The sequence below is a fragment of the Streptomyces aurantiaciflavus genome (assembly GCF_049808595.1).
In the GTDB taxonomy this organism is placed as follows: Bacteria; Actinomycetota; Actinomycetes; order Streptomycetales; family Streptomycetaceae; genus Streptomyces.
On the sequence record NZ_JBNCAQ010000027.1, the window covers coordinates 108,152 to 133,471 of the forward strand.

The 25,320-nt window shown below is 74.3% G+C and carries 9 protein-coding genes; 3 read left to right on the top strand and 6 right to left on the bottom strand.

Features of this window, described 5'->3' with window-relative positions; all coding sequences use genetic code 11:
- Positions 1-63: 63 nt before the first annotated feature.
- From ACPT94_RS29095 to ACPT94_RS29110, 4 genes are all read right to left on the bottom strand, one after another.
- Positions 64-1,197 carry an alpha/beta hydrolase gene (locus tag ACPT94_RS29095; RefSeq protein ID WP_425247201.1) on the bottom strand — a complete coding sequence of 378 codons (1,134 nt, stop codon included), beginning with the start codon at positions 1,195-1,197 and terminating at the stop codon, positions 64-66.
- A complete protein-coding gene (locus ACPT94_RS29100; protein ID WP_425247202.1) occupies positions 1,194-3,881 on the bottom strand; it encodes a thioester reductase domain-containing protein in 2,688 nt (895 codons plus the stop codon). Before ACPT94_RS29100 ends, ACPT94_RS29095 begins: the two co-directional genes overlap by 4 nt.
- Positions 3,882-3,941: 60 nt before the next feature.
- Entirely contained in the window at positions 3,942-17,693 is a 13,752-nt protein-coding gene (locus ACPT94_RS29105; RefSeq protein WP_425247203.1) for an SDR family NAD(P)-dependent oxidoreductase, read from the bottom strand.
- A 139-nt stretch (positions 17,694-17,832) separates the two neighbouring features.
- Positions 17,833-19,542 (bottom strand): fatty acyl-AMP ligase, encoded by a 1,710-nt coding sequence (locus ACPT94_RS29110; RefSeq protein ID WP_360339376.1) that lies wholly within the window; start codon positions 19,540-19,542, stop codon positions 17,833-17,835.
- A gap of 415 nt (positions 19,543-19,957) precedes the next feature.
- On the opposite strand from ACPT94_RS29110, the gene ACPT94_RS29115 reads away from it, so the two are divergent.
- Together ACPT94_RS29115 and ACPT94_RS29120 are read left to right on the top strand one after the other, a co-directional pair.
- A complete protein-coding gene (locus tag ACPT94_RS29115; protein ID WP_360339379.1) occupies positions 19,958-21,052 on the top strand; it encodes a baeRF3 domain-containing protein in 1,095 nt (364 codons plus the stop codon).
- Between the two features lie 291 nt (positions 21,053-21,343).
- Positions 21,344-22,357: a Gfo/Idh/MocA family protein gene (locus tag ACPT94_RS29120; protein ID WP_360339382.1), complete on the top strand. Its 1,014-nt coding sequence runs from the start codon at positions 21,344-21,346 to the stop codon at positions 22,355-22,357.
- Between the two features lie 12 nt (positions 22,358-22,369).
- On the opposite strand, the gene ACPT94_RS29125 is transcribed toward ACPT94_RS29120, so the two are convergent.
- The gene (locus tag ACPT94_RS29125; protein ID WP_360339385.1) at positions 22,370-22,792 is read right to left on the bottom strand and encodes an SsgA family sporulation/cell division regulator; all 423 of its coding nucleotides are present in this window, start codon (positions 22,790-22,792) and stop codon (positions 22,370-22,372) included.
- Between the two features lie 418 nt (positions 22,793-23,210).
- Between ACPT94_RS29125 and ACPT94_RS29130 the strand changes: the two genes are divergently transcribed.
- On the top strand, positions 23,211-24,620 hold the full coding sequence (locus ACPT94_RS29130) for a PP2C family protein-serine/threonine phosphatase (protein WP_360339388.1): 1,410 nt from the start codon (positions 23,211-23,213) through the stop codon (positions 24,618-24,620).
- 37 nt (positions 24,621-24,657) lie between these two features.
- Here ACPT94_RS29130 and ACPT94_RS29135 read toward each other — a convergent pair.
- A partial coding sequence (locus ACPT94_RS29135; RefSeq protein WP_489686594.1) for an NsdA family TPR-like regulatory protein occupies positions 24,658-25,320 on the bottom strand: 663 nt, incomplete at its 5' end.

A 25,320-nucleotide genomic window follows, 5' to 3' on the forward strand; every position in this document is an offset into this window, starting at 1 on the left:
GGTGCCTCCTGCGAACACGTCCCGGTTACTGACGCGTACGGTAACCGGCGGGCGGGGTCCCCGTCACCGTCGTTCGCCGAGGAAATCGAGGATGTGCCCGAAGACGTCGAGGGCGGCGCCACGGCCCAGGAAGGTGTCGAGGTGGCCGTAGCCCGGGATCTCGGTGTACCGGACGTCGAGCTGGGGCTGCCGGTGGGCGAGGACCTCGTGGCAGAGCCTCTGCGAGTCGAGCCACAGGCCGTTCTCGCTGCCGGCGAGCAGCAGGACGGGCGTGTCGATGCGGGCGGCCGCGTCCAGGGCGTTGGCCGGCAGGGCCCGGTAGCGGTGGTCGGTGTCGTGCCAGCGGACGACGCTGCGCGCGAGCTCGATGCGGCGCAGGTGGGGCAGGATCCACAGCGGCGCCGGGCCGAGCAGCTCCGCGAGCCGGTCGTGGGTGGTCTCGGACAGGTTCTCGTGCACGAAGAGGGAGGCGCCCGTCCCCCAGGCCGAGTTGTGCAGGATCTGGCAGGTCGGGTCCGGGCAGCTCGCCCCGCGGGAGGCGAGGGCGAACAGGGGCGTGTACCTGGACCGGAGGCCGACCTTGCGGAAGTCGACCGGGATGTGGTCGATGCGGGTCTTGAGCAGCTCCGCCGCGACGGACATGCGCAGGGAGGTGCGGCCGGCCAGCTTCGGTGTGAGGAAGACGCCCTGGGAGACCACTCCGGCGAGACCGGGGACGAGTCCGGCGGCCATGCTGAGGGAGAGGGTGAGGGAGCCGATGCAGTGGGCGACCACGAACAGCGGGCGGTCACCGACGCGTTCGCGGATGTGGGTGACGGCCGCCGGGATGTCGTACAGGGCCACGTCGTCGTACGTGTACCGCGCGCCGGTCTCGTTGTACGGCAGCCGGCAGCTGCCCCGCCAGTCCAGCAGCCAGGGCTCGTAGCCGTCGTCGAGGAGGGCGTCGACGAGGTTGCGGGTCTCGGGGAGCAGGAACATGTCGGCGGACGCGGTGTGGCCGTGCAGCAGGAGGACGGCGGGGCGGCCGGTGTCGCCGGTGTCGACACGGGTGAGGCCGAGGCGGACGCCGTCGGCCGCGCGGAACGGGATCTCCTCCACGCGGGCCGGGTCGAGGCGGTGGCGCAGGGGGCGCAGGGCGGTGGTGGTCCTGACCTTGCGCAGCGGCCGCCGGGGAGCTGGGGTCGTCCTGAAGATCATCGGTGGTGCTCCGTGGGGTTCGGGGTGCGGCGCAGGTCGAGCAGGTCCGCGGCGGCGCGGGCGAAGGGGCCGAGGAGGCCGCGGCCCATCTCCAGGCCGAACCAGGCGAGCCAGGTCAGCTTGGCGGCGCGCTTCTCCTGGGCGGTGAGGTGCGGGGCGACCCGGATGCCGTCGATCTGGTCGCGGACGTAGGAGTCGGCGGGGACGACGACCTCCCCGGTCAGCGTCGCCGACTCGCCCTCGCGGCCGAGTTCGATCGAGAGCGCGCGGGTCTGACGCCACAGGTCGCGGCGGGCGCGGGCGTACTTGTGGCCCTCCAGCCACCAGAGTCCGCCGTCGGCGTCACGCAACCGGAGCCTGTACCGCAGGAGTTGGTGCTTGAGGCCGTGCTGCTGCGGGATGCCCTCCTCGGGGCGGACCCAGACGTCTCCGTGGACGACGGTGAGGGGTTCGGCGTGGAGCGCGGGGCAGGTGACCTCGCCGGTGACGTCCACCCGGCGTTCCTTCACCAGCTGGTACATGCTCGCGATGGAGAGGGTGAGGGCCGTCGAGCAGGGGCTGACGGTGCCGTCGCCGACCGTGCGCACACTGCCCTCGGTGGTCTCGGCGAACCACAGGTACGGCTGGTCCTCCTTCTGCGGCAGCCGGGCGAGTCCGTCGCCGGCGAGCCTCTCGAACGTCTTCAGCTGGGCCCGGGCGTCGTAGCGGGCCGCGGGTGGCAGGCCGAGGGCCTCGACGAGGGCGTCGGTGCGTTCGCCGCCGGCGGCCGGGCCCTTGAGGGTGGCCTCGCACAGCTTGAGGGCCGTGGGGCTCTGCAACACGCGGCTGAGGAAGGTGAGTTCGGGGACCGGCTCGGCCTCCAGGCGGGCCAGGGTGCCGATGCGCCACTCGTCCCAGTCCTGGACCCGCACGTGCATGCCGCCGAAGGCCATGTCGCGGACGACGTCGTCGAGGGTGTTCGGGACGCCGGTGAGGTTGTAGTCGAAGCCCCAGGCGTCGGGTTCGCAGACGACGGCCACGGCGACCCGGCTCACCCAGTCGACCGGGGCCGCGTTGAGGTAGCGGAACGCCGGGACGGTGCGGAAGCGGCCGAAGGCCGAGATCAGGCCGCTGCTGAGGTCCTGCGGGTTGTAGGCGCCGGTCCTGCTGTGGCCGCTGATGCCGCCGGGGCGCAGGGCGGAGACGATCAGGCCGTGGTCGCGGGCGCGGCGCAGAGCGACCTCGGCGGCCCACTTGGACTGGTCGTAGCCCGCGATCAGGCGGTCGACGTGGGCGAGCGGGTCGTCCTCGCCCATGGAGGTGATGCCGACCTCGTTGAAGACGGCGATCGAGGAGATGTGGTGCAGCGGCTTCGGCCGTCCGGTGGCGGCGAGTTCGGCGAGGGTGAGGGTGCCGAGGACGTTACTGGCCCGCAGCGACCGGTAGCCGCGCAGGAAGTCCACGGCCGCGGCCACGCCGACGATGCTGTCCACCTCGTGGGCGAGGGTGTGCCACACCTCCTCGGACAGACCCAGGCGGGGCCTGCGGACGTCGCCGGGATGGACGGTGACCCGGCGGCGGACCTCGGCGTTCCAGGGCAGCCGGTAGCTGCGCAACCGCTCGGCGAGCCGGGCGGTCGCGGTCTCCTCGTCGGCGCCGCGGACCAGGCAGTGGACATGGGCGTCGCTGTGCCTCAGCAGGTCGAGCAGCATGTGACTGCCGAGGAAGCCGGTCGCGCCCGTCAGCAGGATCCGGCGGGGCGGCAGCGGCTCGGGCGAGCGGACGAAGGGGAGACGGTCGGCGAGGGCGAGGTCGGCCAGGATCTGGTCGAGGTCCTCGCGGCGGGCGGTGGTGTGCGGGGAGTCCTCCGGGGCGGGGAGGGGGAGCGTCGCGCTCGGTCGGGGGGAGCGAGGGGCCGGGGACGTGAGGCCGGCCGGGGGCGTCGGTGCAGCGGACGCCGTGGTGCCTGTCGGGGCCGTGGTGACGGCGGTGACCGCGGTGACCGTGCTGGTGCCGACGCCCTTGGCGGCCCTGAGGTCCGCCTCGTGGCCGGCGGCCTCCAGCCAGCGCCGGGCCAGGCTGACCGGACGTGCGTCGGCGAACACGTCGTCGAGGTCCAGCTCCACGCCGAGGTCGCGCTCCAGCTCCGCCGCGAGTTCCACGGCGTGCACGGAGCTGCCGCCCGCGTCGAAGAAGTCGGCGCCCGGGTCGAGAGCCCCCTGGGGGAGGTAGCGGCCGGCCGCGGCGGCGATGGCGGCGGCCAAGCCGTCCACGTCCGGCACGACAGCCTCATGGGCGGGCTCCGAGGCCGGAACTCCGTAAGCGGCCTCCGAGGCGGGAACCGCGCGTGCGGGCTCCGAGGCCGGAACCGTGAGTGCGGCATTCGAGGCGGGAACAGCGCGCGCGGCTTCCGGGGCCGGAACTGCCTGCCCGGCCTCGGGGGCCGCAACTGCACGCGCGGCATCCGAGACCGGAACTGCCTGCGCGGCATCCGGGCCCGGAACTGCACGCGCGGGCTCCGAGGCCGGAACCGCGTGCGCGGGGTTCGGGTCCGGGCCCGCCGTCGGTGCCTCAGCCGGGCTCGTCGCCGTCGTGACCATGGCCAGCAGCTCGGTCACGCTGAGCCCGCTTCCGCCCCGCTCGATCGACTCGGCGGTCGCTCGCTGCCCGGCGTTCGCCGCCGCGTCCTCGTTCATGTCACGCATCAGAGCCCTTCACAGTGTGCACGGTCCTTTCCTTCACTGCGGCACGGCCGCCCGACGCCCTCACTGCGCCCAGGACCGGAACGCCCGCAGGTGCTCCGGTGTCGCCACGGTCTCCAGCCGTTCGTCGTCGGGGTCGCCCCCGCCGAGGGCGGCCACGATCCGGCGGGCCGGCGCGTTGCGCGGGGTGCGCTCGGCCGTCAGCCGCACCTTGGTGCAGCCCAGTTCGTCGGCCCGGTCGGCGAGGCGGCCCAACAGCCGTTCCTCGACGCCCCGGCCGAGGGCGCGGCAGCTCATCAGCCAGGCCAGGACGTCGAGTCGGTCGCCCTCGGCGCGGACGGCGAGCAGGCCGATCTGGCCGTAGTCGCCGAAGCGGTCCCGGGCGGCGGCGGTCCACACCTCGCCGCGCTGCCGCCACCGGTCGAGGTCACCGCCGTCGGCCGAGCGGGCGCGGAGGGTGAACTGGTTGGTGCGGCGGACGAGTTGCTCGGCCCGCTGGACGTCGTCCTCCCCCAGGGGCCGGATGTCGACCTCGAGTTCCAGCTGGGCGAGGAACTCCTCGAACCCGGCCTGATCGCGGACGGCGTCCCGCTCCCGCTCCTGGTCGTAGAAGCGGGCCCGCAGCGCGTCCTCGGCGGTCGCGGCGGCCGGGACCAGGGGCCACAACCGGTGCAGGAACTCCTCCAGTCCGGCCTCCGGCGGGCAGGTCACCGACAGGACCTGGGGCAGCGCGGAGCGCATCCTGCCGATCTCGGCCGGGTTGTCGTCCAGGAACAGGAAGCTGTCCACACCGAGGTCGAGGGTGCGGGCCGCCTCCGTCAGGCGGGTCGGCTTCGGCGCCCACGCGGCGGAGAGCACGCTGAAGTGCTCCGGCTTGAGCAGGCTGTCGGGCCGGTCGAGGACGGCACGGACGGTCTCCTCGTCGTTGTTGCTGACGAGCGCCAGCAGCACCCCGGCCGCGCGCCACTGCAACAACCGCCGTGCGAGCAGCGCGCGTGGCCCGGACAGGTCCACGGCCTCGGGACCGATCTCCCCCGCCACGCCGCTCCACAGCGTCTCGTCGCCGTCGACGGCGATCACCTTGGGCGCGGGCCGCAGCACCGCGCGGACGACGTCGGCGAGGGTCAGGGCCACCGCCGCCTGGAAGGGCGGTGTGAAGGGCAGGTGGGCCAGCCGTTCGGTGCGCTCGTCGAAGCGCTCCCCGACGGGGTGGTGGCGGGTCCAGTCGTCGGGGCCGAGCACCGCGACGCCCGGCAGGCCGGTCAGCTCCTCGGCGATCTCCCGCTCCCATCGGGTGAGGCGTTCATCGGTGTGGGCGGCGGGCAGGAAGCCGACGATCAGCGGCTTGCGGGTCCGTTCGGCCACGGCGCGCAGCGCGGCCGGGTACTGCGTGCGCAGCTCGGCGAGGAGTGCGTCGTCCACCGGGCCGAACCGCTCCAGGTCCCGCGCCCTCAGGAGCACGGCGCCGACCGCCGTCGCCGGGTCGGCGAAGACGCCGGCCGGGTCGCGCAGGGCGGCGAGCACCTGGTGGTACGGGGCCTCGGCGACCGTGGGGCCGCCGGCGTCCTTGAGGGCCGTCTCGCACATCAGTGGGAGGTGCCCGAGAGCGAAGGTGGCGGCGAGGGCTATGGAGCCCGGCGACGTGGCGGGCACCGGCGCCGTACGCACGGGAGCGGCGGCGTCCTCGGCCACCTCCCCCAGCAGCCGCACGAACTCCTCCCCGAGCCCGGCCGTGGCCGCCGCGTCCAGGATGTCCAGGTTGTGGTCGAGCCGGACGCGGCCCGCGTCCGGGGTCATGGTGATCATCAGGTCGAGGTCGGAGTACCCGGTGCCGGCCGGCAGGACGTCGAGCCGTTCGAGGCGGCCTCCGTAGCGGACGTAGTTGAAGTAGACCTCCACCAGCGGGGCGTTCGCCCGGTGCAGCCCCTGCCGGGCCAGTGTGGCCAGGACGTCGGAGAACATCGCGCCCTTCGCCAGCAGCCGTTCCATACGGCCGTCCGTGCGGCGCAGCACCTCCGCCACCGGTTCCGCCGCCCGCGCCTCGGCCGGGAAGGGCACCGGTACGCCGAAGAAGCCGACCGCGTCGAAGGCGTCGGCGTGGATGCGGGTGTCCACCGGCACGGCGAGCACGAAGCGTTCCTTCTCCCGCTTCCGCGCCAGCAGCACGGTCAGGGTGCCCAGGCAGAAGGCGGCGGGGGTGACGGCGAGCCTGCTCGCGGCCTCCGCCACACGGTCCATGAGCCCGTCGGGCAGGGAGACGGTGACGCTCCCGGCCCGGTACGACCGCTCGGCCGGGCGGGGACTCGACAGCGTCAGGTCGAGCCGCTCACTGCCCTCGAAGGCCGCACGCCACGCGTCGGTCGCCGTGCCCTCGCCGGTCTGCTGGGCCTCGATCAGGAGGTGGACGTCCCGGTTGCTGACGTCGCCGTCGAGCGGGGTGCCGGACAGTTCGGCGTCGATCTCACCGGCCACGAGCAGCAGGGACTGCAGGTCGCTGACCGCATGGTGGGCGCCGAAGACCAGGATCTGGCCCCACGGGTCCGGGGCGTCCAGCAGCTCGAACCGCCACAGGGGCGCGGTCCCGAGATCGAACGGCGGTTCCAGCAGCTCCCGGAGCCGCTCGGCCGCGTCCGGCTCCGCCGTCACGGGCGTCCAGCGCAGCAAGGGCTCCGGGAGCTCCCGGACCACCTTCAGCTCGCGCCCCTCCGCGCCGGTCACGACGGCCGTCCGCAGGGCGGCGTGGCGTGCGGCGAGCCGGGCCACGACACCGGTGAGCGTCTCACGATCCGTCGCAGTGGTGAGACGCACGGCGAGGCCGACGGCGTGGGCGGCCTGCGGCATGTCCGGGCGGGCACTGCGCAGCAGGCGCACGACGTCACGGGTGGCCGGGTGCGTCTCGGTCTCCGGCACGTCCGCGACCGGGTCGGCGGCGGGACCGGCGGGCGGCTGGTCCACCGCCCGCTCGGGCAGGGCGGCGGCCAGGGTCCGTGCCAGGCCGCGGATGTCGGCGGCGGCGAACATCTCGGCGGTGGGCAGTTCGACGCCCAGTTCTCGGGCGAAGGAGTTGCGCAGCCGCACCAGCATGAGGGAGTCCAGGCCCAGCTCCTTCAGCGCGGTGCTCGCGGTGGCGTCGACGATGCCGCCGGAGACCTCGCCGACACGGGCGCGGACGTAGGCGTCGAGCCAGGTGGCGCGGTCCTCGTCGGTGGTGGCGGCGAACACCTTCCGCACCAGTTCGTCCGCGTCACCGGTGCCGGTGGGCGCGGTGACGAGGTCGGCGAGGAGGGGGCGGGTGCGGACCGCGTCCGGGGCGAGGGCGAGCAGCTCCCGGTCCAGGGCCATCGGGGCGAGCTGGCGGCGGGAGCTGGCGAGGACCTGGTCGAACAGCTCGCCGCCCTCCTGCGGGGAGAAGGCGACCAGTCCGGAGCGGCCCGTCTCGGCGGTCCGGGTGCCGGACTCGGCGACCATGCCGACGCCGGACCAGGCGCCCCAGTCGAGGCTGAGCGCCCGTCGCCCGGTGCGGGAGAGGTGGTGGGCCCAGGCGTCGAGGAAGGCGTTGGCCGCCGAGTAGGGGCTCTGTCCGGGCGAGCCGAGCAGACCGGCCGCCGAGGCGAACAGGACCAGGTTCCCCGCTTCCGGGGCGAGTTCGGTGAGCAGGGCCGTGCCGAGCACCTTGGGCGCGAGGACCCGCAGGACACGCTCGTCGGTCAGGTTCGCCACGGTCGCGTCGTCGAGGACACCGGCCGCGTGCACGATCCCGGCGATGGGCCCGGTTTCCTGTCGTACGGCGTCCAGGGCGGCCGTGAGGCCGACGCGGTCGGCCACGTCGGCGCGGGCGAGGTGCACGGTGACCCCGCGCTCCTCCAGCCCCCGGATCCAGCGCTGGGCGTCCGGGGCCGGTGTGCCCCGGCTCAGCAGGGCCAGGCGGCGGGCGCCGCGCCGGACGAGCCGCTCGGCGACGACGCGGCCGAGACCGCCGAGTCCACCCGTGATCAGGTGGACGCCCTCGGGGGAGATGCCGTGGTCGCCGTCGGCGTCCGGGTGGGTGCGGGCCAGCCGCGGCACGAGACGGCCGGAGTCGCGCAGGGCGACGAGGCGTTCGTCGTCGGCGTGCCGCAGCTGCGTCCACAGGGCGTCGGCGCCGTCGCCGGGCGGCAGGTCGACGAGGGTGGTGGACAGCTCGGGGTACTCCTGGGCGACCGCGAGTCCGAAGCCCCAGGCGAGCGCCTGCTGTGGGTGCACGACCTGTTCGCTGTCCCCGGCGGCCTGGCTGCCGCGGGCGACGACGAACAGGCGCGGGGCACGGCCACGGGGGCGGTCGGCGAGGGCACGCACCAGGTGCAGGGTGCTGAGGCAGCAGAGCCGGGCCGCCTCCTCGGCCGTGCGCTCGTCGGCGACGGGCGGGGCGTCGAGCGCGGTGAGCTGGACGACCCGGGCGGGCAGGGCGTCCGGATACGCCTCGTCGAGCAGCCGGGCCAGGTGGCCGGGGTCGGCGGGGTCGAGGGCGTACCGCCCGGGGCCCTCGACGGCGAACTCCGCCGCGCTGCGCGCGACGACGTGCGGCACCTCCGAGGAGCGGAGGCGGGCGACGAGGTCGTCGGCGGTCCCGGTCCCGTCGGCGAGGATCAGCCAGCTTCCCTCGGCGGGCGGTTCCTGGGCGGCCGGGCGGGGCTGCCAGCGGGTCTCGAAGAGGGCGCCGTCCAGCGGGGAGAGCGCGGCGAGGCGGAACTCCTCGGCCTCCAGGACGAGTTGTTCGTCCTCGTCCCACAGCCGCAGGTCGAGGGTGGCGGTGTCCCCGGCGAGCGACCGCAGCTCACAGCTCGCCCAGACGGGCGCGGTGCGGCGTCCGGTGAAGCGGACGCGGCCGAACCCGGCGGGCACGAACGCCCGGCCCTCGGGCGCGGCGGCGGGCAGGGCGGCCGTGTGGAAGGCGGAGTCGAGGACAGCGGGGTGGAACAGGTGTCCGGCGGCGGGCCGCCGGGCGAGCCGGCCGAGGGCGGTGGTGTCGCCGCGGTGACCCGCCTCCAGATTGCGGAAGGCGGGGCCGTAGTCGATACCGAGCGCGCCCAACCGGGCGTAGACAGCCGCCAGTTCGACGGCCTCCGGGCAGTTCTCGCGTATGTCGTCCAGGTGGGGCTCGGAGACCGGGGGGCCGTCGACGGGGGCGCCGTCGGCGACGACTCGACCGCTGACGTGACGTTCCCAGCGCCGGCCGCCGGCGGTCGCCGAGGACACGGCGAACTCGCGGGAGCCGTCCTCCCCCGCGGGCCGCAGGACGAGCTGCAGCCGTACGGGCTCGTCCTCCTGGAGGCGCAGCGGCTGGACGAACCGCACGTCCTCCAGCCTCACTTCGCCGCCCTCACCCACAGTGGAGGCGGCTTCCAGAGCCATGCCGAGGAAGGCGGCACCGGGCAGCCAGACCTCTCCGGCGACCCGGTGGTCGGCGAGGTGGGCGAGACGGCTGTCGCGCAGGTCGAGGTCGCTCTGGAAGAGGTGGCGGTCGGGTTCGTCGCTGGCCTCGATGTGCGTGCCGAGCAGGGGAGAAACACCGGGCGCGGTGGCCGGGGCGGGAGCGAGCCAGTGGCGTTCGCGGGCGAAGGCGTAGGTGGGCAGGTCGAGGCGGCGGCCCTGCGGGAACAGTGCCGTCCAGTCGGGGGCGTGCCCCGCCGTGTACAGCTCGCCGACCCGGTGCAGCAGGATGGCCCGGCCGTCCTGCTGGCGACGCAGCGAGCCGACGCCGACGGCGTCGATGCCGGCCTCGGCGGCCACGGCCTCGATGGCGGCGGTGAGCGACGGGTGCGGGCTCAGCTCGACGAAGTAGCGGTAGCCGTCGTCCAGCATTCGGGTGACGGTGTCCGCGAAGCGGACGGGCTGCCGGAGGTTGGCGTACCAGTACGCGGCGTCCAGGCGGCCGCCGTCCACCGGCTCGGCCGCCACCGCCGAGTACAGGGGGATGTCCGTCCGCGTGCCCCGGACGCCGGAGAAGCGGTCGAGCAACTCGTCGCGCAGCGGTTCCATGAGCGGGCTGTGCGAGGCGAACGGCGTCGACAGCCGGCGGACGGTGACACCCCGCTCCTCCAGCCGGCGGCCCAGCTCCGCCAGGGCGCCGGCTTCGCCGGAGACGGCGGTGGAGCGGGCGCTGTTCACGGCTCCGACGAACAGCCGTCCCGCGTACGGGGCGAGCAGCTCCTCGACCTCGGTGTGCGGGAGGTCGACGGCGACCATGCCGCCGCGTCCGACGAGCGGGACGACCGCGTGGGCGCGCCCGGTCACCACGGTCACGGCGTCGTCGAGGGTGAGGGCGCCCGCGTGGTACGCGGCGGCGATCTCACCCAGGCTGTGTCCGGTCACGGCGTCCGGGGTGACGCCGAGTGCGCGCCAGGCGGCGGCCAGCGCCGCGTTGACCGCGAACAGCACCGGCTGGAGATACTCGGTGCGCTCCAGCGGAGAGAACTCCTCGGGAGCGCGCAGGACATTGAGCACGGACCAGCCGACGTGCCGCTGCACGGCCTCGTCGATCCGGGTCAGCTCCTCACGGAACGCCTCGGAGTCGGCGTACGACTGCAGCCCCATGCCGGGCCACTGGCCTCCGTGCCCGGCGAACACGAAGGCGACCTTCCCGCCCTGCTCCTCGCGGGGCGCGGTCAGCGGCGCCCGGCCGGACGCCAACGCGTCAAGAACGGCGCGCAGTTCGCCGTGGTCGCCGGCCACGACAGCGGCACGCCGCTCGAAGTGGCTGCGGTGGTGGGCAAGGGTGTACGCGACGTCCGGCAGGACGGTGTCCTCGGTGAGGTGTGCCAGGAGCCGCGCGGCCTGTCCGCGGACGGCGGCCTCACCGCGCCCGGACAGGACGAACAGCCGCTTGCCGTCGCCGTCCGGCCCTTCGGCCTCCGGCAGGGGCTCGCCGGCAGGCGCCTCCTCCACGATCACATGGGCGTTGGTGCCGCTGATCCCGAAGGCGCTCACCCCGGCGCGCCGGACTCGCTCCCGCGTCGCCGGCCAGGGCCGCGCCTCCTGGAGCAGCCGCAGCCCGCTGTCGTCCCAGTCGACATGCCGGCTGGGCGTGTCCGCGTGCAGGGTGGCCGGGAGGGTCTCGTGCCGGAGCGACTGCACCACCTTGATCAGCCCGGCGACGCCCGAAGCGGCCTGTGTGTGACCGATGTTGGACTTCAGGGATCCCAGGTACAGCGGCCGGTCCTGGGGGCGGGTGGCGCCGAAGACCTGGGAGAGGGCGTTCGCCTCGATGGGGTCGCCGAGGGTGGTGCCGGTGCCGTGCGCCTCGATGTGGTCGATGTCGGCGGGAGTGAGCCCGGACTGCTCCAGAGCGCGCCGGACGACCTGTTCCTGGGCGGGCCCGTTGGGGGCGGACAGGCCCTGACTGCGGCCGTCCTGGTTGACGGCGGTGCCGCGCAGCACCGCGAGCACCTCGTCGCCGTCGCGCCGGGCGTCGCTCAGCCGCTTCAGGACGAGCATGCCCGCGCCCTCGGACCAGATCGCCCCGTCGGCGTCGTCGGAGAAGGAGCGGCAGCGGCCGCCGGCGGACAGCCCGCGCAGTCGGCTGAACTCGACGAAGGTCTGCGGGGTCACCATCAGGGTGACCCCGCCGGCGAGCGCGAGGTCGCACTCGCCCGACCGCAGTGCCTGCGCCGCGAGGTGGGTGGCGACCAGGGAGGACGAGCAGGCCGTGTCGACGGTCAGCGCGGGCCCGTGCAGACCGAGGGCGTACGCGAGCCGGCCGGAGGCCACGCTCAGTGCGGAGCCGGTGCCGACGTAGCCGTCGAGCTGGTCGAGGCGGGTGCCGGCCAGGTAGTCGCTGCCGAACATGCCGACGTACACGCCGGTGGTGCTGCCGGCGAGGGCGGCGGGCACGATCCCGGCGTGCTCCAGCGCCTCCCACGCCGTCTCCAGCAGCAGCCGTTGCTGCGGGTCCATGGCGGCGGCCTCCTTCGGGGTGATGCCGAAGAAGCCCGCGTCGAAGGAGTCGATGTCGTCGAGGAATCCGCCGTCCCGGGCGTACGACTTGCCGGGGGCGTCCGGGTCGGGGTCGTAGAGGGACTCCACGTCCCAGCGCCCGGCCGGGAAGGGGCCGACGGCGTCCCGCCCGTCGGCGACCAGCCGCCACAGGTCGTCGGGGTCGTGCACGCCGCCGGGCAGACGGCAGGCCATCGCCACGACGGCGATCGGCTCGTCGGCCGGAGGCTCGGTGCGGGCCGGACGTGCGGCGGCCGCCGCCTTGGCGGTCGTCGCGCCGAGTGCGGTGTCGAGCAGGTGGCGGGCGAGCCGGGCCGGGGTGGGGTGGTCGAACAGCAGGGTGGCCGGGAGCTTGACGGCGAGGCGCGCGCCGATGCGGTTGCGCAGTTCGACCGCCGTCACCGAGTCCATGCCGAGTTCGCGCAGCGGCTGGTCGGGCCGGACGGACTCCGCCGAGCGCAGGCCGAGGGCGCGGGAGGCCTCCTCGCGGACGAGGGCGAGGACGCGGTCGGCGCGTTCGGCCTCGGGCAGCGCGGCCAGCCGGCCGGCCAGGCCGCCGTCCCGGCCGGTGGTGCGGGGTGCGGGCAGCAGTGAGCGCCACAGAGCGGCCCCGGCCACCGTCTCGCGCAGACGCGGCAGGTCGAGGGCACAGGCCACCAGGTGCGGTGTGCCGCGTCGCAGGGCGAGTTCCACCAGGTCGCGGCCCTGGTCGGGGGTGAGGGCGCGGTGACCGAGGCGGGCCATGCGCGCCAGGTCGGCGTGTTCGGCGGCGAGGCCTTCACCGGCCCAGGCGCCGAAGGAGACGGAGACCGCGGGCAGCCCCTGGGCGCGCCGGTGGTGAGCGAGCTGGTCGAGGAAGACGTTGGCGGCCGCGTAGTTGCCCTGGCCGGCGTTGCCGAGGACGCCGGCGGCCGAGGACACCAGCAGGAACATCTCCAGCGGCAGCCCGGCGGTGAGCCGGTGCAGATGCGTGGCGCCGTCGACCTTGGGCCGCAGCACCCGCGCGAGCCGCTCGGGTGTCAGCTCGGCGATCACTCCGTCGTCCAGGACGCCCGCGCAGTGGACCACTCCCCGCAGGGGCGTCTTCACGCGGGCGAGGGCATCGGCCAGGGCGTCGGCGTCCGCGACATCGCAGGCGGCCACCTCGGCCTCGGCACCGAGGGCGGCCAGTTCGGCGACGGTGTCGGCGGCACGGGGATCGTCGGATCCCTGACGGGACGTCAGCACGAGGCGCGGCACGCCGCGTTCGGCGAGCAGGCGCGCGATGTGCCGGCCGACGGCACCGAGGCCGCCGGTGATCAGGACGGTGCCGTCGCTGGGCACCGTCCCGCTGTCCGTGGCGCGGGCGCGGATCAGCCGGGGCGCCAGCAACTCCCCCGATCGGTGGGCGAGTTCGGGTTCGCCGGCCTGGGCGACGGCGGCCCGGAGCGCGTCCGCGCAGTCGGGGCCGTCGATGTCCAGCAGGGTCAGCCCGAGGTCCGGGTGCTCGGCGCGCGCACTGCGGGCCAGCCCCCACAGCACGGACTGCGCGAGATGCGCAACGGCGTCGCCCTCACCGGCGGCGACCGCGCCCCGCGTCACCCAGACGGTCCGCGCGGGCGCCCGCCCCGGCGCGAGCGCGACGAGCGCCTGCAACTCGGCGAGTGCCGTCGCGGCCAACTCCTGTGCTGCCGCGGCGGGTTCAGCGTCGGACGCGGGCCGCGGCCAGAACCGTACGACGACATCGGCGTCTGTGTCGCTCACCCGGATCCCGGCCGCCTCCAGCCGGCGCGCTTCGGCCGGATCGCCGACGACGGCCCACTCCCCCTCCTGAGCGTCGGCCCCAAGGTCCACGGCCGTCCACGCCACCTCGTACAGATGCCGTGCGTTCTCCGAGCCGCCGCTCAGGTCGGCCGGCGTCGCCGTCCGCAGCCGTACGTCCTCCAGGCGGCCCGCGAAGAAGCCGTCGGAGTCCCACAGGGTGACGTCGAGGGTGACGTCGGCGGCCGTCGCGCCCGTCCGCCGCACGGAGGCGGTCAGGTCCGCGGCTCCGCCGGGCGGCAGGGTGCAGCGGCCCACGGCGACGGGCAGCAGGACCCGGTCGTCGGCGGCGTCGAGCGCGGCGGCGACGTGCAGGGCGGCGTCCAGCAGCGCCGGGTGGACCGGGTAGGGGTCGGCCACGTCACGGGCGGTTGGCGGCAGGGACAGGCGGGCGAGCAGCTCCCCGTCACCGGTGAGCACCGCATCCCGTACGCCCTGGAAGGCGGGGCCGTAGCCGAGGCCGGTCCTGCTCAGCCGCTCGTACGTCTCCGGGGTCCACGCCGGCGCGGCGCCCTCGGGCCGGACCGGGGGCCGCTCCCCCGCCGCCACGGCCGGCTCGGACCCCGACGCGGTGGCGTGCAGCGTCCAGCCCGCCGCCTCCTGACCGCGTGGACGGCTGTGCACGGTCACCTCCGGCGCGGGACCGTCGGCGACCACCTCGACCGACACCTCGACGGTGCCGGAGGCGGGCAGGACGAGGGGGGCGAGGAGGAGCAGGCCGGTGACGTCGGCGGGCTCGTCGGGGCGGGCGGCGGCGAGAGCGGCCCGGCACAGTTCGAGCAGGGTGGTGCCGGAGACGACGGTGCGGCCGAACACGGCGTGGTCGGGCAGCCAGTCGGCGGTGGCCGGGGACCATTCGTTGCGGAAGGTCCAGCGGGTCTCGTCCGCCGACCGGAGCTGGATGCCGAGCAAGGGGTGCGCGGCGCGGTCGAGGAGTCCGGCGCCGCCGGTGGCGCCCTCGGGCTCGATCCAGTACCGCTGCGTGTCCCAGGCGTACGTGGGCAGTGCGGCCGGGGCCGTGAGGGGAACGACGCGTCGCCAGTCGACGGACCGTCCGTGGACGTGGAGTTCGGCCGCCGCCCGGTCCAGGCAGGCGGGCCCGTCGGTGTCCCGGCGCAGCGAGCCGACGGCGACGAGCTCGTGCCCGGCCTCCTCGCCGATCGTGCGCACGGCGGTCAGCAGGGAGGGATGCGGGCTCAGCTCGACGAAGCACCGGTACCCGTCGGCCGCCATGCGCTCCACGGTCGGCGCGAAGCGGACGGCCTCGCGCAGGTTGGTGTACCAGTAGTCGGCCTCCAGTTCCTCGGTGACGGGCTCGCCGGTGACCGTGGAGTACCAGGCCACGGAGGCCGGGTACGTGGTCACCCCGTCGAGTTCGTCGAGGATCTCCGTGCGGACCGCTTCGACCTGGGCGCTGTGGGAGGCGTAGTCGACGTCGAGCCGGCGGACGAACACCTGCTCACGGTCGAGGGCGTCGAGGAGTGCCTGGAGCGGCTCCACCTCGCCGGCGATCACCGTGGAGCGCCCGCTGTTGACGGCGGCGACGGACACCCGGCCGTCCAGGCCGGCGAGACGGGTCTCGACCTCGGTGTGGGGCAGGGCGACCACGGCCATGGTGCCGGTGCCGGACAGCGCGGTCAGGGCCTGGCTGCGCAGGGCGACGACGGCGGCCGCGTCGTTGAGGCTGAGGGCCCCGGCGACGCAGGCCGCGGCGACCTCGCCCTGGCTGTGTCCGATCACCGCGTCCGGGCGGATCCCACGGGCCCGCCACACGGCGGCCAGGGACACCATCACGGCGAAGAGGACCGGCTGGACGACGTCGACGCGGTCCAGGGAGGGCGCGCCCGCGTCGCCGCGCAGCACGGCGGCGACGGACCACTCGGTGAAGGGGCGCAGGGCGCCGTCGCAGCGGTCGAGTTCGTCCGCGAACACGGGGTCGTGCGCGAGCAGGTCACGGGCCATGCCGGGCCACTGGGCCCCCTGGCCGGGGAAGACGAAGGCCACCTTGCCGGGCGGGAAGGCGTGCTGGGGGCCCGTGGTCCGGTCGGGGTCGGGGTGTCCGTCGGCCAACGCGCCCAGTGCGGCGAGGAGTTCGTCGCGGTCGGCCGCCTGGACGACGGCCCGGTGCTCGAAGTGGGTGCGGTGGTGGGTGAGGGTCGCGGCGACGGCGGGAAGGGGCGACTCGGGTCGCTCACGCAGGGCCGCGGCGAGGCGCTCGGCCTGTCCCTTCAGGGCGGGCAGGCTGCGGGCGGAGAGCGGGAACAGGGTCGGCCCTGTGCGGCCGGCCCCGGACGTCCCGTCCGCCCGACGCACCCCGTCCGCCCGGCCGGCCCCCTCCCGCTGAGGCACTCCCTCCCGCTGAGGCACTCCCTCCCGCTGAGGCACTCCCTCCTGCTGAGGCACTCCCTCGTGAGGCCCCTCGTCCCGGGTCGCCCCTTCCCGTCGGGGAGCCTCCTCCAGCACCACGTGCGCGTTCGTCCCGCTGATCCCGAAGGCGCTCACGCCCGCCCGCCGCACCCGGTCCGCGCGGCGCGGCCAGGCCACCGCGCCGGTGGTCACGCGCAGCCCGCTGCCGTCCCAGGCGATGTGCTCGGTGGGCGTCTCGGCGTGCAGGGACTCCGGAATCCGCTCGTGCCCGAGGGCCAGCACCGTCTTGATGACGCCGCCGATGCCCGCCGCGGCCTGGGTGTGCCCAATGTTCGACTTGAGGGAGCCGACGCCGAGGGGCCGGTCGGCGGGCCGCCCCGGCCCGAAGACGGCGGCGAGCGCGTTGCCCTCGATGGGGTCGCCGAGCCGGGTACCGGTGCCGTGGGCCTCGACGTAGTCGATGTCCTGCGGGCGCAGTCCGGCGGCGTCCAGGGCGGCCCGCAGCACCCGTTCCTGCGCGAGCCCGTTGGGCGCGCTCAGCCCCTGGCTGCGGCCGTCCTGGTTGAGGGCCGAGCCCTTGACGACGGCGAGGACCCGGTCGCCGTCCCGCTGGGCGTCGGCGAGCCGCTTGAGCAGCACCAGCCCGCAGCCCTCCGCCCACACCACACCGTCCGCGTCGGCGGAGAACGGGCTGCACCGCCCGGACGGCGACAGCCCGCGCAGCCGGCTGAACTCGACGTGCCCGCGCGGCGTCACCAGCAGCGTCGCACCGCCCGCCAGGGCGAGGTCGCACTCCCCGGCCGCGAGCGCCCTCGCCGCGAGGTGCAGCGCGACCAGCGAGGAGGAACACGCCGTGTCGACGGTGACCGCGGGTCCCTGGAGGCCGAGCGTGTAGGCGATGCGCCCGGAGGCCACGCTGGCGGCCGAGCCGGTGCCGACGTGTCCGTCGAGCTGCCCGAGGGAGGCCGCGCCGAGGTATCCGCTGTCGTAGAGGCCGATGTAGACGCCTGTGGAGCTGCCGTTCAGCGTGTCGGGGACGATGCCGGCGCGTTCGAGGGTCTCCCACGTGGTCTGCAGCAGGAGCCGCTGCTGCGGGTCCATGGCGGCGGCCTCGCGCGGGGAGATGCCGAAGAACGGCGCGTCGAAGCGGTCGATGCCGTCGAGGAAGCCGCCGCTCAGCGTGTAGGCCTTGCCGGTGGCCTCCGGGTCGGGATCGAGGAGGCCTCGTGTGTCCCAACGTCCCGCCGGGACCTCGGATATGACGTCCTGTCCGGCGTCGAGGAGCCGCCACAGGGCCTCGGGGTCCTCGGCTCCGCCGGGAAAGCGGCAGGCCATGGAGACGATGGCGATGTCGTCGTGCTCGACGCGCCCCGGCTGCTCGGACGCCTGGTCGGCCTGAGGTTTCTCGAAGAGCGCGTCGGCGAGCGCCGCGATCGTGGGGTGGTTGAAGACGAGGGACGGCTCCAGGGTGCGGCCGGTCCGCTCGGAGAGGTCGGCGCCGAGAGCGACCAACTGGCGGGATCCCAGGCCGAATTCGGCGAGCGGGCGGTGCGGGTCGACGGTCAGCGGGTCGAGTCCGGCCGCCGCGGCCACGGCCGTCGCCAGCCAGGCGCGCACGCCCTCGGCGGTCGTCACGGACGGCTCGGGGTTGTGGTGCTGAGACGCGTTCGCAGGCATCGGAAGAGGAGTCCTCGTGAACTGGGTGCGCGGCGGGTTCGGTACGCCGGGAGAGGCGCGAGCCGGAGCGAAGGGACGGATTCGGCGGTCGGGGGTGAGCGGCTCCGTCGGCCGAACGGTGGGCCGACGGGGGCCGTCGTCATCCGTCGGCGGGTGCGCCGAGCACGGAGAGCGTGCCGTCGAGGTAGGCCGTGCGGGAGGCGCGGCGCTGGATCTTGCCGCTGGAGGTCTTGGGGATCGTGCCGGGGTGGACCAGGACGACGTCGTGCACGGGCAGTCCGTGGGCGTCGCCGATCGCGGCCCGGATCAGATCGGTGATCTTCTCGGCCTCGCCGGCCGCGTCGGAGGCCACCTCGGCGACGAGGACGGGCAGTTCTCCCTCGACGCCGTGGTCCACGGAGAAGGCGGCGGTGCAGCCGGGCCGCAGCGCGGGGTGGGACATCTCGGCGGAGAGTTCCAGGTCCTGCGGGTAGTAGTTGCGACCGTCGACGACCATCAGGTCCTTCAGCCGGCCGGTGACGAACAGCTCGCCGTCCCGCAGGAATCCGAGGTCGCCGGTGCGCAGGAAGCGGCCCTCGCGGCCGGGCAGGGTCGCGCGGAACGACTCGCGGGTGGCGAGGGCGTTGCGCCAGTAGCCCTTCGCGACGCTCGCGCCCCGCACCCAGATCTCGCCGACCTCGCCCTCGGGCAGTTCCTGCTGCCGCTCGGGGTCGGCGACGACGACGGTCAACCCCTCGCCGGGCTTCCCGCAGCCCACGGCGGCGGCGTCGGTCGTACCGCCGTCCGCGTCCAGCAGGACGGGAGGCCGCCCCACCGTGCCGCCGGTGACCATGACGGTGGCCTCGGCCAGCCCGTAGCAGGGGTAGAAGGCCTCGCGGCGGAACCCGGCCGGGGCGAAGGTTTCGGTGAACCGCCGCAGGGTGGCGGCGCGCACCGGTTCGGCGCCGTTGAAGGCGACCTTCCACGAGCTCAGGTCGAGGTCGTCGACGAGTTCGGGGGTGGCGTGCTTCAGGCAGAGCTCGTAGGCGAAGTTGGGGCCGCCGCTGGTGTGCGGGCGGTAGTGGCTGACGGCCCGCAGCCAGCGGTCGGGGCGCTGCAGGAAGTGCAGCGGGGAGAACAGGGTGGTGGTCAGGCCGAGGTAGACCGTGTTCAGGACCGGGCCGATGAGTCCCATGTCGTGGTAGACGGGCAGCCAGCTGACGATCAGTTCGCGGCCGTACTCCTCGACGACCTCGGGGGTGTGGCCCATGCGTTCGGTGATGACCCGCTCGTTGTCCAGCAGGTTGCCGTGGGTGACGATCACTCCGCGAGGGGCGGAGGTGGAGCCGGAGGTGTACTGGAGGAAGGCGACGGAGTCGGCGGTGAGGTCGGGCTCGCGCCAGGCCGCGGCCGCCTCCTCGGTCATGTCCTCGGTGGCCACGCAGGTGATCTCGGCGAGTTCGGGCAGGTGCTCGGCCATGGCGCCGAGGGCGGCGATGACCTCGCGGCCGCCCAGGATCACCTTGGCGTCCGCGTCGGCGATCAGGCGTTTCATCCGGGTGAGGGCGCGGTGGTTCTGCGCGCGGCCCTGCGGGGGCACGCCCGGTACGGCGACGACTCCGGCGGCGAGGCAGCCGAGGTAGCCGCAGACGAACTCCAGGCCGGGCGGGTAGAGCAGCATCGCGCGGGAGCCGGCGAGGCCGCGTTCCTGGAGCCAGGCGGCGACGGCCCGGGAACGGGTGGCCAGGCGGGCGTAGGAGATCTCCTGGATCTCTCCGTCCAGGTCCCCCGTGACGAGGTAGCGGTAGGCGGTCCGGTCGGGCTGGTGCGTGGCGTGCGTGGTCAGCAGATCGACCAGGGAACGAGCCATGTTGACGAGTCTCACCTGTCTGTCAGCGCGCGGGGGAACTGGAGTTCGAGATGCGACATCCGCGTCCGCGCGGACTCCGGGACCGCTCCGGCGCCGTCGCCGGATCACCCGCCTCGTCCGTCCACCGGGGAACCGCTCACCGGTCCGCTTACCGGGTCCCCGTCCCCCCACTCAGTTTGCTACCGGCGAGTAACACCCTAGCAAAGGCCCGCTCGCGCGACGGGTCGAACCCATGTAAACCCTGCGTGTCGAACGGAGTTGACGCGTTCGAACAGCAGACGCGCACAGTCGGAACCCTACAAGATCCTCCGCGGCGGGCACACCACATCGCATCCGCCGTCCCGCCCGCGCACCGGCCCCGCGCGACCTCCTTGCCCCAAATGCCCCCTACGCGAATCGGACCTATCGTGCTGCTATGGAGCACGCACTCAGCCCCGCGACCCTCTCCGAACTGCGCCGCCCGCGCCCCTATCCCGCGGTGTCCGTGCTGACCCCGACACACCGCCGGGACCCGTTGAACGCCCAGGACCGGGTCCGGCTGCGCAATGTCGTCGCCGAGGCGAAGAAGCAGCTGGAGTCCGACCCGGCGGTCACCCGTGAGCGACGCGTCGACGTCGCCGAGCAGCTCGACCGGGCCTTGGCCGAGGTCGATCTGGCGCATGCCGAGGACGGCCTGGTGATCTTCGCCGCGCCGGGCGAGCACCAGGTGTGGTCCCTGGCCCGTCCCGTGCCCGAGCGGGTCGTCCTCTCCGACACCTTCCTCACCCGCAACCTGGTCTCCGCACAGGCGGCCGAGCGGCCGTTCTGGGTGCTGTCGGTCTCCGCCGACCGCGTCACGCTGTGGAGCGGCGGCGTCGACCGGGTCACCGAGGACCACTCCGGCGGCTTCCCGCTGACCAGGCATCGCCCGAACTTCGACGCCGAGCGCCAGGAGCAGATCGGCGACATCCCGAGCACCTTCCGCGACGAGGACACCCGCCATTTCCTGCGGGACGCGGACGCGGCGATGAGCCGTCTGCTGCGCGAGGACCCGCGGCCGCTGTACCTCACCGGCGAGCAGGCGGCGCTGTCGGCCCTCGACGAGATCGGCACCGTGACCAGGGACGCGGTGCACGTCCCGCACGGCGGACTGTCGCACGGGACCCCGGACGCGGTGTGGCAGGCCGTGCGGCCCCTGGTTGCCGCCGAGGCCCGCAAGAGCGTGAACACGGTCAGCCAGGAGCTGGTGTCGGCCCTCGGCCGCAAGCAGTTCGCGGCCGGCGTCGACGAGGTCTGGCAGAGCGCGCGGGAGGGCAGGGTGCGGTTGCTCGCCGTCGAGGAGAACTACCGCGTCACCGTGCGTGACGACGGCGCCCATCTGGTCCCGGCCGAGAGCAGCGACCTCGACGCCCGCGACGACATCGTGGACGAGATCGTCGAGCAGTGCCTGGAGACGGGCGCCGAGGTCCGCTTCGTCCCCGACGGCACCCTGGGCGACGCGGCCGGCATCGCGGGAGTGCTCCGCTACTAGTGCCGCGGCAGGCGACGTTCGCCCCGTCGCGACGCCCGGCACGCCCTCTCGCCGCACCGGCCGAAAGCCCGAGTACATCCAGTACGAGGGCTTCCGGCCGGCACACCGAGAGCACGCTCCCCCACCCTCGAACCGGCTTCGCGGCTCGGGCGGGAGGTACCCCCACGACGCCGCCCCCCAACGGGCAAACGTTGCCTGCCGCGGCACTGGCAAGCCGGTCCACCGGACGGGCCCGGTCCTCCCCGGGCGGCGTACGCTACGGCGTGATCGTCGGCCGGAGGGAGAGCGCACGTGGGTGAGCTGCTGGGCGTGGCGGTACTGGGCGCCGGACACATGGGCGCCGACCACATACGGCGCCTTGACCGCGTGGTGAGCGGGGCCCGGGTCGCCGCCGTGGCCGATCCCGACACCGCCCGCGCGAAGGAGGCCGCCGCCGGGATCGAGGGGGTCTCGGTGCACCGCGAGGCGCAGTCCGCGCTGGACGCCCCCGGCGTCGACGCCGTGCTGATCGCCTCACCCGGTCCCGCCCACGAGGAGGCCCTGCTCGCGGCCTTCGCCCGCGGGCTGCCGGTGCTGTGCGAGAAGCCCATGGTGCCGGAGTCCGCCGGCGCGCTGCGTGTCCTGGAGGCGGAGGCGCGGCTGGGCCGGCGTCTGGCCCAGGTCGGCTTCATGCGGCGCTACGACGCCGAGTACCGCAGGCTCAAGGCGCTGCTGGACGACGGGCGCCTCGGCCGGCCGCTGATGCTGCACTGCACCCACCGCAACGTCTCCTCGCCGCCCGGCTTCACCAGCGGCATGCTGATCGACAGCTCGGTGTCGCACGAGATCGACGCGGCCCGCTGGCTGCTGGGCCAGGAACTGACGGCCGTGACCGTGCTGCGGCCGCGTTCCTCGTCCGGCGCCCCGGAGGGCCTGCTCGACCCGCAGTTCGTGCTCTTCGAGACGGATGGGGGCGCCCTGGTCGACGTGGAGGTCTTCGTCAACTGCGGCTTCGGCTACCAGGTGCGCTGCGAGGCCGTGTGCGAGGCGGGCAGCGCCCGGATCGGCGACGACCACGGGCTGCTCACGACCGCGCGGGGCACCGCCGGCACGGATGTGCCCCAGGACTACCTGGTCCGCTTCGTCGACGCCTACGACCGCGAGGTGCAGGCCTGGGTCGACGCCACCCGGCAGGGCCGGGTCACGGGCCCGTCCGTCTGGGACGGCTACGCGGCCTCCGTCGTCGCCGAGGCCGGGGTCCGGGCGCTGGAGAACGGCACGCGCGTGGCCGTGGACCTCGCCCCGCGCCCGGACCCGTACCGCTGACGCCGAAGGCCCTCAGACATTGCCGAGCAGGGCGTTCAGCCCCTGGTCGACCGCGGCACCGACGTCCTCGCGGCCCGCGGCGACCACGGCGTAGCTGCGCAGCAGGAAACGCCGCAGGGCCGCCGTGTCGAACTGGAGCAGGGCCAGCCCCAGCGGGGAGTGGAGCTCCAGCACCGTACGGGACCGGCCGCACGGCCAGATCTGGACGTCACCGCTGCCGGCCGGACCGCGCAGCCCCTCCTCCAGCAGCGCACGGCCGAAGGTCCAGGTGACCGGATCGCCCTGCAGACAGGCCTCGGAGGGGAAGTCGAGGTGCACGGCGAGGGGGTCGGCGGAGGTGTAGCGCAGCGTGGCGGGGACGGGGAGCTCCCGCTCCTCGGCGGTGATGAGCTGGGCACGGGCGGTCTGTCGGACGGTGACGTGGGCGAGGTCCATGGTCGGTCTCCGCGGCGGTGAGAGGTCGGCCGTTTCGGCGTGATGCTTGTAGGACCTCGCAGGGGCCGTTCGCATTACGCAAAAGCGGCGGCGAATTGATGTGACCTGCGTCACGAGTGCACGGTCCGGCCTCTCACGGCCCGACATCATGGAACACACGACCGTCGAACACCCGGATGATCCCCCTCGGGCGACCCGCCGATTCCTCCAAGTCGCGTACGGCGCCTACGACTTGACCCCTCCACCGCCTACACGTTTCACACGACTCAACGCCCTCACGAAGACTGTGGCATATGCCAAACGCATCACCGTATCGTGTGTTGCCAAATCCCTTACACGGAGTCGCGGGCTGTGCAACAGTCGTAACGGCCCTTCCGTCAGCCTTTGGTCGTCCCCGTCCCCCGCATCGGAGTGCGTCATGCCACCCCACCTCTCTGCGGACCGCCCAGCCGCCCAGCCGCCAGGACACGGCTCGGTCGACGCGCTGATCACGCAGACGCGACGGCTCAAGGGCGAGGTGGACGCCGTACGACGGGACGCGCAGGACGACGGGACGGACCCCCAGGGACGCTGGCAGCGCGCGCTCTACGATCTGGCGCTGCACCAACTCAACGACCTCGACGCCCACTTGGCGCAACTGCGGGACGGACCGCCTCAAGCCGAAGCCGCACCCGCGCCGACCGCTTCCCGGCGCGGCGCGCTGCTCAGCCGGGTCGGCAGCGCGGAGTGGAACCTGCTCACCGACGAGGCCGTCTGGTCCGGCGAGCTGTACCAGCTCCTCGGCCGCGACCCGGCCACTCCCCCGCTCACCCTCGACGAACTGCCCTCCCTCGTCCTCGAGGAGGACCGGCCGAAGCTGACGGCGATGGTCACCGACTGCCTCGTCGACGCCCGGCCCATCGACGGCGAGTTCCGCATCGTGCTGCCGGACGGCGAGGTCCGGACCGTGCACATGATGGGCGAGCCCGTGCTCGACGCCGACGGCAGCACCGCCTCGATGTGGGCCGTGCTGCGGGACGTCAGCGAACTGCACCGCAGCCGGCGGGCGGTGAGCGAGACCCGTGACTCGCTGCAGCGCCACCGGCACGCGGCACAGACCGAGCGCCGGCTCGCGGTCGAGCTGCAGGAAGCCGTGCTGCCGCCCTGGCGCGGCTCCCTGCGGCTCGCGCACCAGGGTCCCCGCTCACTCGATCTCGCCGCGCACTACCTGCCCGCCACCACGACCTCACTCATCGGCGGCGACTGGTACGACGCGCTCGAACTCGCCGACGGCGAAACGCTGTTGAGCGTCGGCGACCTCACCGGCCACGGCCCGGCCGTCACCTCCACCATGGCGATGATGCTGGGCGCCCTGCGCGGCATGGCGATGGCGGGCGCCCAGCCGGCCCAACTGATGAGCTGGCTCAACCAGTTACTGGACGCGGGCGCCCAGCCGACCCTCGCCGGAGCCGTCTGCTGCCGCTACCGTCCCGGCACCCGCACCCTGACGTGGGCGCAGGCCGGACACCCCGCCCCGCTGCTCTTCCGCGACGGGACGGGGCGCCGGCTCAGCGCACCGGACGGCGTCCTCCTCGGCGCCACCTCGGGCGCCGCCTACGGACAGGCCGAGGAGACCCTCGAAGAAGGCGACCTGCTCCTGCTGCACACCGACGGGCTGGTGCCGCGGAACAGCAGCGAACCGGCCGACGTGAGCCCCCTGCTGGACCTGGCCCCGCGCTTCGACGCGGCGCGCACCGCACAGGACTGCGTGCGGACGGTCGTGGAGGAGTTCGGTGCACGCGGGCGCGAGGACGACGCCTGTGTGCTCGTCGCGCGGGTGACGCCGTAAAAGACCGGGACCGTGGCAACCGGCCCCGCCAACCGACTCATGCCTGGGCGGTGTTGCCGCCCCTTCCCCCTTTCGCCTTCGGCAGCGCCTGCCGGATCTCCTCGCGCAGCTCGCTGATCCTCGGGTAGTTGGCGTACTCCGCGGTGAGCCGGTACATCTGGCGCAGCCGGTCCCAGGTGCGGCGGGAGGAGTTCGAGCCCATCGACATCAGGGCCAGCCGGGCGTACCGGTCCGCCTGTTCGGGGTCGTGGGCGATGAAGCAGGCCGACGCCATGGACAGATGGTCGAAGATCTTCGACCGCTCCCGTCCGTCGACACGCAGCGCCAGCGCCTTCTCCGCGTAGTACTGGGCGTGCACGGCCGCCCCGGGCTCGAACTCGGCCAGGGTGCGGTAGGCCAGGGCCTGCATGCCGTACAGGTCCTCGTCCTTGAAGGTCTGCATCCAGGACGGCGGTTCCACATCGGCCTTGTTCGAGACGAACAGGTCCTCCGCCTGACCGAGGGTGCGGCGCATGGCCTGGCCCTTGCCCATCGACGCCTGCGCCCAGGCCTCGATGGTGTGGAACATCGCCCGCGTCCGCGGCAGCACCTCGTCGCCGGAGCCGGACTGGGCGAGCTTCATCAGGTCGAGGGCGTCGTCGGGCCGGCCGAGGTGCACCATCTGGCGGGCCGCCCGGGAGAGCGCCTCGCCGGCCCGCGG

Coding starts and splice junctions, on each gene's coding strand:
- ACPT94_RS29095 (WP_425247201.1), bottom strand. CDS start 1,197: ATGATCTTCAGGACGACCCCAGCTCCCCGGCGGCCGCTGCGCAAGGTC.
- ACPT94_RS29100 (WP_425247202.1), bottom strand. CDS start 3,881: ATGCGTGACATGAACGAGGACGCGGCGGCGAACGCCGGGCAGCGAGCG.
- ACPT94_RS29105 (WP_425247203.1), bottom strand. CDS start 17,693: ATGCCTGCGAACGCGTCTCAGCACCACAACCCCGAGCCGTCCGTGACG.
- ACPT94_RS29110 (WP_360339376.1), bottom strand. CDS start 19,542: ATGGCTCGTTCCCTGGTCGATCTGCTGACCACGCACGCCACGCACCAG.
- ACPT94_RS29115 (WP_360339379.1), top strand. CDS start 19,958: ATGGAGCACGCACTCAGCCCCGCGACCCTCTCCGAACTGCGCCGCCCG.
- ACPT94_RS29125 (WP_360339385.1), bottom strand. CDS start 22,792: ATGGACCTCGCCCACGTCACCGTCCGACAGACCGCCCGTGCCCAGCTC.
- ACPT94_RS29130 (WP_360339388.1), top strand. CDS start 23,211: ATGCCACCCCACCTCTCTGCGGACCGCCCAGCCGCCCAGCCGCCAGGA.